Annotated in this window: 15 protein-coding genes and 1 pseudogene; 7 read left to right on the top strand and 9 right to left on the bottom strand. The window is 61.5% G+C overall.

The genetic code is table 11. The features are described from left to right. Positions 1 to 7: 7 nt before the first annotated feature. Positions 8 to 942, bottom strand: a pseudogene (gene cpaB / locus ACI77D_RS00155) (Flp pilus assembly protein CpaB). A gap of 330 nt (positions 943 to 1,272) precedes the next feature. Here cpaB and ACI77D_RS00150 point away from each other — a divergent pair. From ACI77D_RS00150 to ACI77D_RS00140, 3 genes are all read left to right on the top strand, one after another. Next, positions 1,273 to 1,467: a Flp family type IVb pilin gene (locus ACI77D_RS00150; RefSeq protein ID WP_053254159.1), complete on the top strand. Its 195-nt coding sequence runs from the start codon at positions 1,273 to 1,275 to the stop codon at positions 1,465 to 1,467. 64 nt (positions 1,468 to 1,531) lie between these two features. Further along, positions 1,532 to 1,726, top strand: a complete 195-nt coding sequence (locus ACI77D_RS00145; RefSeq protein ID WP_064450511.1) for a Flp family type IVb pilin — start codon at positions 1,532 to 1,534, stop codon at positions 1,724 to 1,726. Positions 1,727 to 1,786: 60 nt separating this feature from the next. Continuing rightward, on the top strand, positions 1,787 to 2,194 hold the full coding sequence (locus tag ACI77D_RS00140) for a response regulator (RefSeq protein WP_053254161.1): 408 nt from the start codon (positions 1,787 to 1,789) through the stop codon (positions 2,192 to 2,194). A gap of 34 nt (positions 2,195 to 2,228) precedes the next feature. Here the strand turns inward: ACI77D_RS00140 and ACI77D_RS00135 are convergent, their stop codons facing one another. The 4 genes from ACI77D_RS00135 to ACI77D_RS00120 form a co-directional block, all read right to left on the bottom strand. After that, on the bottom strand, positions 2,229 to 3,911 hold the full coding sequence (locus tag ACI77D_RS00135; RefSeq protein WP_407015842.1) for a ShlB/FhaC/HecB family hemolysin secretion/activation protein: 1,683 nt from the start codon (positions 3,909 to 3,911) through the stop codon (positions 2,229 to 2,231). 172 nt (positions 3,912 to 4,083) lie between these two features. Continuing rightward, positions 4,084 to 5,952, bottom strand: a complete 1,869-nt coding sequence (locus tag ACI77D_RS00130; RefSeq protein ID WP_407015841.1) for a collagen-like triple helix repeat-containing protein — start codon at positions 5,950 to 5,952, stop codon at positions 4,084 to 4,086. A 301-nt stretch (positions 5,953 to 6,253) separates the two neighbouring features. Continuing rightward, on the bottom strand, positions 6,254 to 7,102 hold the full coding sequence (locus ACI77D_RS00125; RefSeq protein ID WP_407015840.1) for a MaoC family dehydratase: 849 nt from the start codon (positions 7,100 to 7,102) through the stop codon (positions 6,254 to 6,256). 2 nt (positions 7,103 to 7,104) lie between these two features. Continuing rightward, positions 7,105 to 8,457 (bottom strand): 3-oxoacyl-ACP reductase, encoded by a 1,353-nt coding sequence (locus ACI77D_RS00120; protein WP_407015839.1) that lies wholly within the window; start codon positions 8,455 to 8,457, stop codon positions 7,105 to 7,107. Positions 8,458 to 8,571: 114 nt separating this feature from the next. Here ACI77D_RS00120 and ACI77D_RS00115 point away from each other — a divergent pair, with 114 nt between their 5' ends. Further along, positions 8,572 to 9,849, top strand: coding sequence for an acetyl-CoA C-acetyltransferase (locus ACI77D_RS00115; protein WP_064450515.1), 1,278 nt, complete (start codon positions 8,572 to 8,574; stop codon positions 9,847 to 9,849). 134 nt (positions 9,850 to 9,983) lie between these two features. Next, positions 9,984 to 10,883 (top strand): PA4780 family RIO1-like protein kinase, encoded by a 900-nt coding sequence (locus tag ACI77D_RS00110; protein ID WP_221293819.1) that lies wholly within the window; start codon positions 9,984 to 9,986, stop codon positions 10,881 to 10,883. A 127-nt stretch (positions 10,884 to 11,010) separates the two neighbouring features. Here ACI77D_RS00110 and cueR read toward each other — a convergent pair whose 3' ends face one another. From cueR to ACI77D_RS00095, 3 genes are all read right to left on the bottom strand, one after another. Continuing rightward, the gene (gene cueR / locus ACI77D_RS00105) at positions 11,011 to 11,412 is read right to left on the bottom strand and encodes a Cu(I)-responsive transcriptional regulator (protein ID WP_407015838.1); all 402 of its coding nucleotides are present in this window, start codon (positions 11,410 to 11,412) and stop codon (positions 11,011 to 11,013) included. Then, positions 11,409 to 13,610 (bottom strand): heavy metal translocating P-type ATPase, encoded by a 2,202-nt coding sequence (locus tag ACI77D_RS00100; protein WP_407015837.1) that lies wholly within the window; start codon positions 13,608 to 13,610, stop codon positions 11,409 to 11,411. The genes cueR and ACI77D_RS00100 overlap by 4 nt, the downstream gene beginning before the upstream one ends. A gap of 66 nt (positions 13,611 to 13,676) precedes the next feature. Beyond that, positions 13,677 to 14,057, bottom strand: coding sequence for a hypothetical protein (locus ACI77D_RS00095; RefSeq protein ID WP_053254169.1), 381 nt, complete (start codon positions 14,055 to 14,057; stop codon positions 13,677 to 13,679). Between the two features lie 147 nt (positions 14,058 to 14,204). On the opposite strand from ACI77D_RS00095, the gene ACI77D_RS00090 reads away from it, so the two are divergent. Continuing rightward, a complete protein-coding gene (locus ACI77D_RS00090; RefSeq protein ID WP_064450519.1) occupies positions 14,205 to 14,405 on the top strand; it encodes a heavy-metal-associated domain-containing protein in 201 nt (66 codons plus the stop codon). A gap of 87 nt (positions 14,406 to 14,492) precedes the next feature. Further along, positions 14,493 to 15,686, top strand: coding sequence for a multidrug effflux MFS transporter (locus ACI77D_RS00085; protein WP_064450520.1), 1,194 nt, complete (start codon positions 14,493 to 14,495; stop codon positions 15,684 to 15,686). An 8-nt stretch (positions 15,687 to 15,694) separates the two neighbouring features. Here ACI77D_RS00085 and ACI77D_RS00080 read toward each other — a convergent pair whose 3' ends face one another. Further along, positions 15,695 to 15,877, bottom strand: coding sequence for a hypothetical protein (locus tag ACI77D_RS00080; RefSeq protein WP_064450521.1), 183 nt, complete (start codon positions 15,875 to 15,877; stop codon positions 15,695 to 15,697). Positions 15,878 to 15,978 lie beyond the last annotated feature (101 nt).

The following is a 15,978-nucleotide window of genomic DNA, read 5'->3' as shown; positions in this document are numbered from 1 at the left end:
TCCTTGTTCAGTCGGGTGTTTGTTGGGTTGCTTGATTGCCGCGTATCACTTCGACACCGGTGCGGCGTGGGCTGCCCTGGGCGAGTTTTTTCGGGGCTTGGGCGAAGGCCAGTTGAGTGAATTGGTAGAGGTCGCGGTTGGCGCTTTGCAGGTTGCCCGGCGCATCGCTTTCGCCGGCCCAGTAGTGGCTCAGCAAGCGTTCATCGGCGCTGCGCACGGCCAGGCGCAAGGTGCCAGCCTGGGTCGCCAGCATCAGTCGGCTCAGCAGTTGCTCGGGCACCGCCAGCACCACGGTGCGAGAGGGCGCGTGGCGTTGGGCTTTTTCGTCTGCGGTGAGTGCCGGTGGTGTGGCAGGGGCACCGTCGTTGGTCAGGCCCATTTGATCGCCGACGCTGAGCAGGCGCATGGCCGGGACCACCACTTGTGCCGACTGTTCGAGGTTGGCAGCGTCCTGGCGCAGGTACAGCAGCACATCCACGTAGTCGCCGGGACTCAGTTGGCCAGCGGCACCAATCACTTCATCGACGGCGACGGCCAGGGCGCGTTCGTCAGGGCGGATCATGCGGGCCAGCGGGCCAGCGGGCCGCCGGGGGTGAAACTGTCGTCGTTCAGCCAGGTGCCGGCGCGCAGGGCTCGCCAGGGTGTGCGGCCGATGGCCTGGTCAACACTGGTCAAGCTGCCGGCCGGTACCGTGCGCAGTTTCTCCACGGTTAAATCGGTGGCATTCAGCGCAACAAACGGCGGCACATCGTGGGCCAGTACCACCACCGGTTGGCGGGTTTGATCTTCCACCACGGCAACCGCTTTTTCGACAGGTGCGGCCTGTGGCGGCGGGGGTGGGGCAGGGGCAGGTTGACGACTGAGCACCAGCCCCCAATAACCGGCAAACAGCGCACCGACCAAAAGCACACCGGCCAGTATCATGCTGAAACGCGTGTTCATGACGGCTCTCCCTTTCCTGTTGCACCAAAAACCGCCTATCCAAACAGGCTAAATCCGCCACCTGGCTGCTGTGAACGGTAACTAACTATTTAGCTATTTGAAGGTAGTTCAGCTAGGACGAAATGCCATTACTGACAGAAACATTTCTTTGCGGCGCAGGAAGCGGCCTTTGAAATCGAGGGTTTAAGGGGGCAGCAAAGCAACCACTACTTTGTGATTAATCCCTTCTTACAGTTGTGAGGGTGAGGTTTGTTGACAATGCTCAGATGGCACATAGCAATTACTGTGCAGCACCGAGGCAGGGCGTCTGGTCGCCCAAGGAGCATTCCGATGATTCTTGATCTGTTGATTAAACTTCATGTTCAACTTCAGTTACTTTTTCATCGCAAGGATGGCGCGACGGCGATTGAATACCTCATTCTCGTGGCGATTGTAGCATTGGTAATACTGGCAGCTGGGACGACGCTGGGGCCGAAGATCACTACATTCTTCGGGAAAATCCAGACGGCCATTACGACAACGTAATCATAACTGCGAGTAGCGTGAGCAAAACCTTGATATGGCGTCATGTCGCCAGAGGAGAAGTAAGATGGTCTTTAATCTGTTGATGAGACTGTATGTTCAACTCCAGGTGTTTTTTCAGCGCAAGGACGGCGCAACGGCGATTGAATACCTTATTCTCGTTGCAATTGTAGCGCTGGTGGTACTGGCGGCCGGGACTACGCTGGGACCTCAGATTACGACCTTCTTTGGTAAAATTCAGACCGCCATTACTACTACATGAGTTTTAGACGGCCTCCTGTTGAGTACACGCGTTGTTGAATGGAAACATCAGGTAGTGCCTATGAATGCTGCAGCTATACCTTGCCGCCAACAGATCCTGTTGGTGGACGACGAAGAAGATGCCCTCGTTGAACTGGCGGAGTCGCTGGAGAACGAGGGCTTCGTTTGTTTTACGGCAACCTCCGTCACCTTTGCCTTGCAGGAATTGACCCTGCACCCCGATATCGCGCTGGTCATTACCGACCTGCGGATGCCCGAGGAAAGTGGTATCTCGCTGATCAAGCGTTTGCGCGAACACACGGCTCGTCAACACCTGCCGGTGATTGTGATGTCGGGCCATGCCGAAATGGATGACGTCAGCGATATGCTGCGCCTGCAAGTGCTGGATCTGTTTCGCAAGCCTATTTACCTGAAGCGCTTGTTCGATACCCTCGACAGCCTTTTCCCCCTGAGAAAGTCCTCCCTGTGAGAGGGCTTTAAAGCCCTCTGCACAGTCTCCTCATTCAGAGTTGATAGCTGAAGCTCAGCGTATAACGCGGCCGCCGATTGAAGCTGTCCAGCGCGATGTCCGACATCGGTTTGGCCGCTTCCAGCGCAATGTTGTAGTACTTGTTATCGCCAAAGCGCACGCCCACGGCAGCCGATGACAGGTCATTGCTTTTGGCCGGCAGCTCGTTGAACCAGGTCTTGGCACGGTCGAGCACCACATAGGGTTGCACGACCTTCAGCCAATCGCCGGCGCGGTTGAAACTGTAGTTGACCTCATACGCCGCGCCCCAGCCCTTGTCGCCCGACACTTGATCATCGGGGTATCCACGGCCGAAGTTCTGCCCGCCGAATGTGGCGCGCTCGCTGTCGGGCAAGGTGCTGTCGCTCCAGTAGAACGCCCCCGACAGCACGCCTTGCCAGTTATCGAAGAACTTGTCGCTCTGCACGCCGGAGAGGCGCAGGCGGAAGAAGTCCAGGTCCGGTTTGGTCACCGCCAGGTCACTGCGCGTGGTGGCGCCCAGGCCGTTGATGCCTTGGTAAAGCCCGGCGCTAAGGATACGCAGTTGCCGCGTGTCGGACTTGCGCCAGTCGCCCTCGAAAGCCAGGGCGCGCAGGTTGGTTTCGATGTCGAAACGCTGCGGGTAGCCCACCAGTTGATAGCGCGTGGTTTGGTCCACCGCGTACAGGCGTGTAGCCACGGTCAGTGATTCATTCGGTGAGGCGATCAGCGGATGGCTGAGGCCGATGGTGTAGCGATCAATCGACTGATGCGGTTTGAGTTCGAAGCCACCGTCCAGTTGGATGTTGCTTTTGGGGTCGGCGCGATAGCGCTCGGCGCCCACCACCACTTGGCTGCCCTCGGCATTGATGAACTGGCTGTAGCCCACGCGGTAGTAATGCTCTTTGTCGTCACCCGGTGGGAACAAACCACTGACGTAGAGTTGCTCGCCCATCGACGTCTGGGAGTTGCTGGTGGCGGTGAGCAACGCTTGCGTGCCGTTACGGTTGTCGTCGACCAGGCTCATGCTGGTGGTGAAGGGTTTGCGCGTGGCTTCGATCTTCATGTGCGCGGCCCCATCGGTGGTGCCCGGCGGCGGCACTTGCGCTTGCAGGGTTACACCGGGGATACGCCCCATCAGGGTGGTATAGCGCTCGAACGTCTTGCGCGTGAGAGGGCGTTCGGCCATGAGCTTGTTGGCCAGTTTGTCGATGTAGGCCGACACCGCGCCGATGTCACCGCTTTGCTGGTAATCCTTGATGTACCCCTCCACCAATACCACGCGCACCAGGCCATTTTCGAAGGTCTGTTGCGGCAAGAACGCGTAGGACAACAGGTAGCCGTCCTGTTGATAGCGACGCGTGATGCTGCGGGTGGCTTCGATCAATTGCGCGAGGTTGGTTTCATGGCCGAGCAACGCAGCGTAAGCCTTGGCCGTTTCGGTCAGTGGGTAGATCGTACCGCCCTCGATCTGCAGCTTGCGGATGGTGACTTTGGTGTCCATCTGCAACGGCTGGTTCTGGGTGGCGGGCGCTTGCGGCACCTGGGTTTGTGGCGTGACGGGTCGATAGGCGTCGGCAGGTAGGTTAGGCACTGGCAGATTGCGAATGGTGTCGTTGCTGTTGAGGAAGCTGGGAAGGGTCTCGGCCTGAACGTAAGCACTGAGGGTAAGTAATAACAACGGAGTCAACACGCGCATAGGACACTCCATGGTCAGACTGCAGCAGCGTCTCGGGCCCGCCGGGTTCTGGGACGCGGTTCGGGAGGGCATGGCATCAAGCCCATAAAAAAGACGAGAGACTTATAGGGTCTCTCGTCTCAACCAAGCGTAGGCGCTGTAGGGGAGGCCGTCTAATCGGCCAGGTGCAATTCTATTTTTTACCGGTCAGACCGTTTAACAAACCTCCCAGACCACCACTTGTGCCGGTGCTTGCGCTGCCACTGGCCGGGGCGCTGGTGCCGGCGCCGACGGTCAGACCGCCGAGCAGGCCACCACCGCTGCCGGTACCGCCGGTGACCAACCCACCTACCGCGCCCACGGTGTTGCCGACTGCGGTGACGGTGGTGCCTACGGCGTTAGTCACCGGGTTGGCGTTGGCTGCGGTCAACGTTGTGCCGACACCGCTGACTGCGCCGCCGACTTGCGTTACCAGACCGTTGACCGGCGCGCCGACGCCTGTGGTAGTGCCGACATTTTGCGTCAGGCTGGAAACACCGGTTGTCACAGGGTTCAGGGCTGCGCCGACGGTAGTTGCCACGCTTGCAACCGGCGCCGTGGCGGCGGTATTGGCGACGCCATTACCACCGATCACGGTGCCGAGCGAGGCGACGGTGCCGCCCAGTGCGCCGCCGGTTACACCTGCTGCGCTGACAGTGCCATTGGTGTTACCGGCATTCAGACCGTTACCCACGTTGGCCACCAGGCCACCCACCAATTCTGGCAAGCCTGAGGCAGGCGCAGTGCTGGCGGGAGCGACATAACCGCCGGACTTGTCGAGCACGCTGCCAACGCCGGTCAACGCACCGCCCACGACAGTCGTGACAGGGTTGCCCGCACCGCCGGCACTGGCCACTTGACCACCCACGCCTGTGACGGTACTGCCGACTTTATTCAGCAGACCATTGACCGGAGTGCCCAGGCCGGTGGCAGTGCCGAGGTTGCCGGTGGTGTTTTCCACCAGGGAAACCACAGGCACCAGCACTTTACTGCCAACGGTATTCGTCAACGAGCCCAATGGGCCAGTGGTACTGGCGGTGCTGAGGGTATCGCCGAGCATGGTGACTGCCTGACCGGCAGTGCTAACCAGGCCGCCCGCTGCTGTGCCTACGCCACCGGTCAAGCCGCCCACCACCGGCACGCCACTCAGCGTGGTGCCCAGGGATTGGCCCGCAGTGGAAACACCGGTGCCCAGGTTGGCGACGCCGTTGCCTACGCCAGCAACCGTTTTGCCCAGGGAATTGCTGTCGGTACCCAGGGAGCCCAGGCCTGTCGTCACACCGGTGCCGATACTGGTGACGGCATTGCCAGTGGACGTGACCAGGCCGCCAGCGGTAACGCCGACAATTGGAACACCATTCAAGCTCGAACCAATGTTGCCCACCGCGGTACCTACGTTACCGACAGTGGTGCCCAGAGCGCCGACAATCTGGCCTGTTACCAGAGGTGTAGTTATCGAGCCAGTGCCGCCGCCTGTGCCACCGCCGGTTCCGCCACCGGTTCCGCCACCGGTTCCGCCGCCCGTGCCGCCGCCTGTGCCACCACCGGTTCCGCCACCAGCGCCGCCGCCAGTGCCACCACCGGTTCCGCCAACAGTGCCACCGCCCGTGCCACCGCCAGTACCGCCGCCAGTGCCACCGATTCCGCCGCCCGTGCCGCCGCCAGTGCCACCACCGGTTCCGCCGCCCGTGCCTCCGTCAGTACCGCCACCGGTTCCACCGCCCGTACCGCCACCAGTACCGCCGCCCGTGCCTCCGTCAGTACCGCCACCGGTTCCACCGCCCGTACCGCCACCAGTACCGCTGCCCGTGCCGCCGTCAGTACCACCGCCGGTTCCGCCACCCGTTCCGCCCGAGCCGCCACCTGTGCCCGCGCCTGTTCCCGCACCTGCGTCAGGAGAGGATGCCGCCACGCTGCTGTGATGCCCGCCACCGCCGCTGCTGCAGCCACCGAGGCTCATCGCCATGATCAGGGCCAGCGCGGTACTTGTTTTCCATAACACTACTTGAGTTTGAGTTTTCATGATTGAGTTCCCTTGCACCTGTACAACCTTGGTTGTTTCAAACGCTCGTTATTTCTTGGGATAGCGATACGTTTGTCCGTGTGGTTATCACAGACCCGGGGACTCTTTCTCGCAACGCTCAACTTGGTATTAACGATTTATATACACAAGGTCTTAATCGGCTTAATAGCTAATACGAAGGGTGTAATAGAGGGGCGTCTAAAGTTAGCGATGCTTTACATATCAGTGGGTTGAATAAAAAAGCGGACGTCAGGGCGTCCGCTATAACTTAGGGTGTATATATACAATTAAATGGCGCGTTTCACGCAATCGGGCGCCACTTGCCCGCCATATGCTGAAGGTCACCCGTTCCCTTTAACAGCAACTCGCCGCTGGCACCTGCGGCACGGGTCAGTAAGATGACTTCACTGGGCAGGCGGACGGGCTTGTTGAATTCGACCTCTATTTCAACATTGGCAGCAGGCAAATACTCATTCAGCGCGGCCAGCGTTCGTGCCAGGCTCCACAGCCCGTGGGCAATTGCTTGCGGGAAGCCGAAGAGTTTGGCTGTCAACGCACTCAGGTGGATCGGATTGTAGTCCCCGGATACCCGGGCATATCGGCGACCGATATCGGCGGGTGCTTTCCAGCGGGCCAACTCGCTGACGTCAGCGGAGGCCGACAAGTGATCATCGTGCGTTGCGCCTTCCAGTTTCACCCCGCGACAGAGCATTCGGCTCTCGGCTTCCCACAACAGACCCAGCGAATCCTCCACGGTGGTCACGATATCAAAGGTCGCTCCCTTGGCATGGGGCTGGAGGTTGTTCGCGTACACCCCCACCATCAGGTTGCTCACTCCCCCCAACGGGCGATGGATGCGGATGCGGTTGCTCAGGTGAATCAGCCCCAGCAGCGGGAACGGAAACTGTTTGTCGGTGAGTAATTGCATTTGCAAACCAAACGCCAGGACATGTGGGTACGTGCCCGGCAGAACCGGGCTGTCCGCAAACCCGCACACCTTGCGATAAGCGGCCACGTCCTCGGGGTTCACGCGTAGGTGGCAGCGCAGCCCTGCATCAGGCAACGTACTGCCGGTGATCTTGCGCTTGAGCGCGGCCCGCCAGTACAGCGGCGGCAGAAACGGGGTGCTGTCTAATGTCTGCCACTCCATGCTTACGCTCCCAGCAGGCTTTGCCCGCACACCCGCAACGCTTGGCCGCTGACGGCTCCAGAACCCGGCTGGCCGAGCCAGGCCACGGCTTCGGCCACGTCTTGCGGCAAGCCACCCTGGCCCAGTGAGCTCATGCGGCGCCCGGCCTCACGCAGGGCGAAGGGAATGTGCGCGGTCATCTGGGTTTCGATAAAACCAGGGGCGACCGCGTTGATGCTGATGCCGCGTTCTTTGAGCAAGGGTGCCCACGCCTGTGCCAGGCCGATCAAGCCGGCCTTGCTGGCGGCATAATTGGTTTGCCCACGGTTGCCGGCAATGCCGCTGATGGAAGCCAGCAGCACCACACGACCATTATCGTGCAGCGTGCCGCTGTCCAGCAGGGCTTTGGTCAGCACTTGCGGCGCGTTGAGATTGACCGCCAGCACGGCGTCCCAGTATTCCGGGGTCATATTGGCCAGGGTTTTATCGCGGGTGATGCCGGCGTTGTGCACCACGATGTCGATGCCGTCCGGCAGGTGTTCGATTAATTGCGCAGCGGCGTCTTCGGCGCAGATATCCAGCACGATAGTGCGCGCACCCAGGCGCGCGGCAAGGGCGTCGAGATCAGCCTTGGCCTGGGGCACGTCCAGCACGATCACTTCGGCACCGTCGCGGGCCAGGGTTTCGGCAATGGCGGCGCCAATGCCACGCGCGGCGCCAGTGACCAGCGCCTTGCGCCCGGCCAGCGGGCGAGTCCAATCCTCGACCGGCGTGGCGCAGGCTTGCAGGCGAATCACCTGGCCGGAGATATAGGCACTTTTGGGTGAGAGGAAAAAGCGCAGAGCGCCCTCCAACTGGTCCTCGGCGCCTTCGCCGACATACAACAATTGCAGCACGCCGCCGCTGCGCAGCTCCTTGGCCAGGGACCGGCTGAAGCCTTCGAGGGCACGCTGTGCGCTGGCGGCGAACGGATCGCTGAGGGTTTCCGGGGCGCGGCCAAGGATCACCACGTGGGCGCTGTGCTCAAGATTTTTCAGCAACGGCTGAAAGAACTCGCGCAGCTGTTTGAGCTGGTCGGTGTGCTGCAAGTCGCTGGCATCGAACACCACGGCCTTGAGTTTGGGGCCATGCCCGGGGATCCACGCGGGCGCTGCCAATGGCTCGGGGCCGTAGCTGTAAATGGCGTCGGTGAGTTTATTGGCAAACGGCAGCACCTTGGCCGCGAGCGCGCCGCCGCCCAGCAACAGCGCACCTTCCACCGGACGCAGGCGCCCGGCCTGCCAGCGTTCCAGGCGTACCGGTGACGGCAGGCCAATGGCGGCGACCAGGCGATGGCCGAGGCTTGAGTTGGCGAAGTCGATATAACGGTCAGACATGGAACGCTCTCCGAGTGCTGGGGTTCAAACGGTGGACCATCAAGAGGTGAAAGTCGTTCGATTGAGCCTAGGCTAGTCTCACAGACTCACCTCATAACCTTCAGGGAGCTTTCCATGACTCAATTGCGCCGTGTAGCGATCATTGGCGGTAATCGCATCCCCTTCGCCCGCTCCAATGGCCCTTATGCCACGGCGAGTAATCAGGCGATGTTGACGGCGGCGCTGGAAGGCCTGATCGAACGCTACAACCTGCACGGCCTGCGCATCGGCGAGGTGGCGGCGGGTGCGGTGCTCAAGCATTCACGGGATTTCAACCTGACCCGCGAGTGCGTGCTGGGCTCGCGCCTGTCGCCGCAAACGCCGGCGTACGACATTCAGCAGGCGTGCGGTACCGGCCTGGAAGCTGCGTTGCTGGTGGCCAACAAGATCGCTCTGGGCCAGATCGAATGTGGGATTGCCGGTGGCGTCGACACCACGTCCGACGCGCCGATCGGGGTGAATGAGGGGCTGCGCAAGATCCTGCTGCAAGCCAACCGCAGCAAGTCCATGGCGGATAAGTTAAAAGTCTTGTTACAACTTCGTCCGCATCACCTCAAACCGGAACTGCCGCGTAATGGCGAGCCGCGCACCGGCTTGTCGATGGGCCAGCACTGCGAGTTGATGGCGCAGACCTGGCAAATCCCCCGCGCCGAGCAGGATCAACTGGCGCTGGAGAGCCACCAGAAAATGGCCGCGTCCTACGCCGAAGGCTGGCACAACGATTTACTCACGCCCTTTCTGGGTCTTACCCGTGACAACAACTTGCGCCCGGACTTGACCCTGGAAAAACTCGCCAGCCTCAAACCGGTGTTCGAACGCAGCGAAAAGGGCACGCTCACCGCCGGCAACTCGACGCCGCTGACCGACGGCGCCTCCCTGGTATTGCTGGGCAGTGAAGCCTGGGCCAAGGAGCGGGGTTTGCCGATCCTCGCCTACTTGCGCGATGGTGAAGCGGCCGCGGTGGATTTCGTCAACGGTGCCGAAGGGCTATTGATGGCGCCGGTGTACGCCGTGCCGCGCCTGCTGGCGAGGAATGGCCTGACATTGCAGGACTTCGATTACTACGAGATTCACGAAGCGTTCGCTGCCCAGGTGTTGTGCACGCTCAAGGCCTGGGAAGATGCCGACTACTGCAAGACGCGCCTGGGGCTGGATGCGCCGCTGGGCGCCATTGACCGCAGCCGGCTGAACGTCAAAGGCAGTTCATTGGCGGCCGGGCACCCGTTTGCCGCCACCGGCGGGCGCATCGTCGCCAATCTGGCCAAATTGCTGGATGCAGCGGGCAAGGGCCGCGGGCTGATTTCGATCTGCGCCGCCGGCGGTCAGGGGGTGACGGCGATCATCGAACGGTAATTGCCGACAAAATTGGCCTATTGCATGCATTCTTCAGTGGTCAGAGGTCGGTAGCCCCTCCCACCGGCGAGCTGATTGCCGTATAACGAGTGCCATACGCGTATTTGGTAATAAAGGACCCACAATAAAAGCTGATGAAGACTCCTAAACGCATTGAACCCCTGATCGAAGACGGTCTGGTCGACGAAGTGCTGCGCCCACTCATGAGTGGTAAAGAAGCAGCTGTTTATGTGGTGCGCTGCGGCAACGAATTGCGTTGCGCCAAGGTTTACAAGGAGGCTAATAAACGAAGTTTTCGTCAGGCGTCCGAATACCAGGAAGGCCGCAAGGTCCGCAACAGCCGCCAGGCCCGGGCCATGGCCAAGGGCTCCAAGTTCGGCAAGAAAGAAACCGAAGACGCCTGGCAGAACGCTGAAGTCGCGGCATTATTCCGTCTGGCGGGTGCGGGCGTTCGCGTGCCCAAGCCGTACGACTTCCTTGAAGGCGTGCTGTTGATGGAACTGGTGGCCGACGAATACGGCGATGCGGCCCCGCGCTTGAACGACGTCACGCTGGAGCCGGACCAGGCGCGCGAATACCACGCCTTCCTGATTTCCCAGATCGTACTGATGCTGTGTACCGGCCTGGTGCACGGTGACCTGTCCGAGTTCAACGTACTGCTCACGCCGACGGGCCCGGTGATCATCGACCTGCCCCAGGCGGTGGATGCGGCGGGCAACAACCACGCGTTCAGCATGCTGGAGCGGGATGTGGGCAACATGGCTTCCTACTTCGGGCGCTTTGCCCCGGAGTTGAAGACGACCAAGTACGCCAAGGAAATGTGGGCGTTGTATGAAGCCGGCACCTTGCACCCGGCCAGCATCTTGACCGGCGAGTTCGACGAGCCGGAAGAGTTGGCGGACGTGGGCGGTGTGATCCGCGAGATCGAAGCGGCGCGGCTGGATGAAGAGCGTCGCCAGGCGATACGGGCGGCGGATGATGCGCCTGCGAGTAAAGTGCCCGACGAGCCACCGCCGCCGCCCTGGATGCAGTAAGGCTCAGTACGGCGATCGAATGTGGGAGCTGGCTTGCCTGCGATAGCATCACCGCGGTGTAACTGACATACCGAGGTGTCTGCATCGCAGGCAAGCCAGCTCCCACAGGTGTGTTGTGTGCATCCGCTCAGGCACAACAATTGCCCGACGCCAACTCCTTGAGAATCGGACAATCCGGCCGATGATCGCCCTGGCAGTGCTCCACCAGGTCCTGCAACGTATCGCGCAGTTGCCCCAGCTCCAGAATCTTCTGATTCAGCGCCTCGATGTGCTGGCGCGCCAAGGCTTTTACGTCGGCGCTGGCCCGCTGCCGGTCTTGCCACAAGGTCAGCAGCTTGCCGACCTCTTCCAACGAAAACCCCAAGTCCCGCGAGCGTTTGATAAACGCAAGCGTGTGCAAGTCGTCGGCGCCATACACCCGATAGCCACTGTCGGTGCGGTGCGCCGCTTTGAGCAGGCCGATGGATTCGTAATAGCGAATCATCTTCGCGCTCAGCCCGCTCTGACGGGCTGCCTGGCCGATGTTCATGGGTGTTGATCCTCCAAATCCTTGGGCTTCCAGGTTTTCAACAGTAACGCATTGCTCACCACACTGACGCTGGACAAGGCCATGGCCGCACCCGCCAATACCGGGTTGAGGAAGCCGAACGCCGCCAGCGGAATACCGATCAAGTTATACACAAAGGCCCAGAACAGGTTCTGGCGGATTTTGGCGTAGGTCTTGCGGCTGATCTCCAGCGCGGCCGGCACCAGGCGTGGGTCGCCGCGCATCAGGGTGATCCCGGCCGCGTGCATCGCCACGTCGGTGCCGCCGCCCATGGCGATACCGATGTCGGCGGCGGCCAAGGCCGGGGCGTCATTGATGCCGTCGCCGACCATCGCCACTGCACCGGTTTTTTTCAGCTCGGCGACGGTGGCGGCCTTATCGGTGGGAAGGACTTCGGCGTGTACATCGTCGATACCCAGGGCTTCGGCCACTACACGAGCACTGCCGCGGTTGTCGCCGGTGAGCAAATGGCTGCTGATGTGCCGGGCCTTGAGTTGTGCCACCGCCTCCAGTGCGCCGGGCTTGAGGGTGTCGCCAAAAGCGAACAGCCCCAGCACACGGGGTTGTGCGCCTTGTTCGATCAACCAGGATAACGTGCGGCCTTCGGCTTCCCACGCCTTGGCGGAGTCGGCCAGGTTGCCTGCATTCAAGCCGTTCTCTTCCAGCATTCGACGGTTGCCCAGCTCCAGTTGCCGGCCGTCAAGCGTGCCGGCAATGCCGCGCCCGGTCAGCGATTGGCTGGCGCTTACATCCGCCACGTGCAGCCCTTTTTCGCTGCAGGCATCCAGCACGGCCTTGGCCAATGGGTGCTCGCTGCCGCGCTGCAGCGCGCCGGCTTGTTGCAGCAGCAGAGCCTCATTACCGTCCACCGCCGCCAAATGCGCAATTTTTGGCGTGCCGGAGGTGAGGGTGCCGGTCTTGTCGAAGACCACGGCGCTGACGTCATGGGCGCGCTCCAGCGCTTCGGCATCCTTGATCAGAATGCCGTAGCGCGCGGCGACGCCGGTGCCGGCCATGATCGCCGTCGGTGTGGCCAGCCCCAATGCGCACGGGCAGGCAATTACCAGCACAGCGACGGCATTAATGATCGCGGTTTCCAGCGGTGCACCGTACAGCCACCAGCCCACCAATGTGATCAGCGCCAGCACCAGCACGGCGGGCACAAAGACTTGACTGACCTTATCCACCAGTTTCTGGATCGGGGCTTTGGCCGCCTGGGCGTCTTCCACCAGGCGGATGATCTGTGCCAACACACTTTCCCCGCCAACAGCCCGGGTGCGCACCAACAAACGGCCCTCACCGTTGATGGCGCCGCCGGTGACCTTGTCACCCGGCTGTTTCGGCACGGGCAGGCTTTCGCCGCTGATCAAGGCTTCGTCGGCATGGCTCTGGCCGTCCACGACTTCGCCATCCACCGGGATGCGTTCGCCGGGCTTCACCAGCACCAGGTCGTCGAGCTTTAACGCGCTGATGGCGACGTCTTCTTCGCGTCCTTCAAGCACGCGAATCGCGCGCTCGGGGCGCAAGGCTTCGAGGGCGCGGATGGCACTGGCGGTCTGGCGTTTGGCGCGGCTTTCCAGGTACTTACCGAGCAGCACCAGGGCGATCACCACGGCGGAGGCTTCGAAGTACAGATGCGGCAGGGTGCCTGCGGGCGCGGTGAGCCATTCATACAGGCTCAGGCCGTAACCGGCGCTGGTACCGATGGCGACCAGCAAATCCATATTGCCTGCGCCGGCGCGTACGGCTTTCCAGGCGGCGATATAGAAACGCGCGCCCAAAATGAACTGCACCGGCGTGGCCAGGGCGAACTGCACCCAGGCAGGGAGCATCCAGTGCAGGCCGAAGGGCTCCACGAGCATCGGTAGAACCAACGGCAGTGCTAATACAATCGCCAGCAGCAACGCCCAACGCTCGCGGTACAGGCGTTGGGCTTGATTGGCGTCGGTAACGGTTTCGCTTTGGGGCAGCGTGGCGGTGTAACCGGCTTTGTCGACGGCGGCGATCAATACTGCGGGGTCCATTTTGCCCAGCACTTCGACATGCGCGCGTTCATTGGCCAGGTTGACGCTGACGCTTTGCACCCCTGGCACTTTGCCCAACGCCCGCTCGACGCGACCGGCGCAGCTGGCGCAGGTCATGCCGCCGATGGGCAGGTCAAATGTGGTGGATCCATTCATGGGGCAGTCCTCCAGAAGAAGTTGCCCCTAGGATCAACCTTGACCTGTGGGGAAGGTCAAGCGCCTTTAATATTCCAGTGCAGCGGGTTTCAGGTACATGCCGTCCGGGCCTTGGGCGATCCGCAACTTGCGTATGTCGCCGGCTTTCAGCGTGATGTTCTGCGCCGGCGGGGCGAGCATGCCCGGCAGGCAACCAGGCGATTGGCCCGGCAGCAGCTTCAGGCGCAGCGACACATTGCCAGCAGGCAAGTTAAACGAGGTGGCCTGTTCCTGAAACAGACGCCCGGCCAACTGGTCCTGAATGTAGAGGCCGATCTCGCAGTTGGTCGGTACTTCCAGGCGTTCGCGGGAGATGATCAGCACCGCATAATCCTCATCGGCGCAGGCCATGGGCGCAGCGGCAGACAAGCTCAACAGGCCGATAAGGCTAAAAAACGACCAGCGCATGGCGAATGCTCCGTGGTTCATATCTAAGAGAAATGAAGCTTGGCCGAGGCGGCGGCTGAATACCAGCCCGGCCGACAGTTTCAACGCTTGACCTTGCCATCGTGGCAAGGTCAAAACTGGCCACAACCTCATCAAAGGAGTCATGTCATGCAAGTATTCAGCGTTGAAGGAATGACCTGCGGCCATTGCGTCCGGGCGGTTACCCAGGCGGTGCAAAGCCAGGACCCGGCGGCGAGCGTCAAGGTCGACCTGGCGGCGAAAGCAGTGAGTGTTGAAAATAGCCATCTGTCTGCCGATCAGGTCATCAGCCTGATCACTGAAGAAGGCTACAACGCCAAGCTTGCTTGAGTTTTTTGATAGTTAGCGAGCTATCGTAATGTTCAGGGCACCCAAGCGCGGCTAGACTGTCGGGCTGCCGACTCACTTGGGTGTCTGATGAACCTCCGCATAATCCTGATCCTGGGCGCCTTGAGCGCCTTCGCGCCGTTGGCGATCGACTTTTACCTGCCGGGCTTTCCGGCAATGGCCACGGCTTTCGCGACCGATGAAAAACATATCCAGCTGACCCTGGCGGTGTATTTCGGCGGCCTGGCCATCGGCCAATTGATTTACGGCCCACTGGCGGACCGCTTTGGTCGGCGCGTGCCGCTGCTCAGCGGCGTCACCCTGTTTACCTTGGCGTCCTTCGCCTGCGCTTATGCGCCGTCGTTGGAATGGCTGATCGGCGCGCGCTTCGTGCAGGCCCTGGGTGGCTGCGCGGGCATGGTGATTTCACGGGCGGTAGTCAGCGATAAATGTGATGCCGTGGGTTCGGCCAAGGTTTATTCGCAACTGATGCTGGTCACCGGCCTGGCGCCGATCCTCGCGCCTTTGGCGGGTGGGGTGATGGTCGGGTTGTGGGGTTGGCAGTCGATCTTCCTGGCGTTGTCGGTGTTCAGCGTCATGGCGGCCATTGCCGTGGCCGTCGGGTTGCCGGAAACCTTTCCGGCCAACCAGCCTCGCCAGCCGTTGTCCGGGTCACTGCGCCGCTACGCCGCGCTGTTGTCAGACCGGGTTTACCTCGGCTACGCCTTGACCGGCGGCATCTCGATTGCCGGGATGTTTGCCTACATCGCCGGCTCACCGTTCGTATTCATCAAGCTGTACGGTGTGCCTGCCGAGCATTACGGCTGGCTGTTCGGCTCCAACGCCGCCGGCTTTATCCTGGTAGCACAGCTCAATGCGCGTTTGCTGGCCAAGCGTGGCCCGGCGTTTTTGCTGTCGCGCACGGTGTGGGTCTACGTAGCGGCAGCGTTGACGCTGCTAGGCATTGCCGCCCTGCGCACTGAAGCCTTGTGGCCATTGCTCGTGCCGCTGTTTATCTGCATCGCCAGCCTGGGCTGCATTTTGCCCAACACGTCGGCCTGCGCCATGAGCGGGCAGGGTGCGCGGGCCGGCAGTGCGTCGGCGCTGCTTGGCTGCATTCAGTTTGGTGTGGCGGCGGGCGCGGCGTCGCTGGTGGGCGTATTGCATGACGGCACGGCCATGCCGATGGCGATTGTCATCAGCGTGTGCGGTGTGTTGGCGGTGACCATTGCAATGTCGACCCAGCGCCTGCAACGGGCGAGGGCCGCACAGGCGCAGGTCTGAGGTACGGATCAGCCGGCGGCGGAACGTTGCTGGCTGAGGGGAATGCGGTGGGGCGCCTGGATACGCGCCTGCAGGGTGTCGGCAAAGGCACGGGCCTCGGCTTCATTGCGGAAGGTGAAGGCGTCGCCGTCGAGGCTGACTTGCCATTTGTTGCCTGGGGATTTTGCTAACGCTCTTATCAGGATCTTCATTGCTGACTTCCTCACGTAAAAGAATCGTGGCAAAGGCGGCCAATATAAACCCGAAAGCGCTCACAAATATGACAAAGATCAACTCTCTGACTAGCGGTGCG

Origin of the sequence: Pseudomonas sp. O39 (assembly GCF_045447295.1) — a bacterium.
Taxonomy (GTDB): Bacteria; Pseudomonadota; Gammaproteobacteria; order Pseudomonadales; family Pseudomonadaceae; genus Aquipseudomonas; species Aquipseudomonas antarctica_A.
Note: the sequence above shows the minus strand (reverse complement) of the source record. Positions and strands in the feature narration are given on the sequence as shown.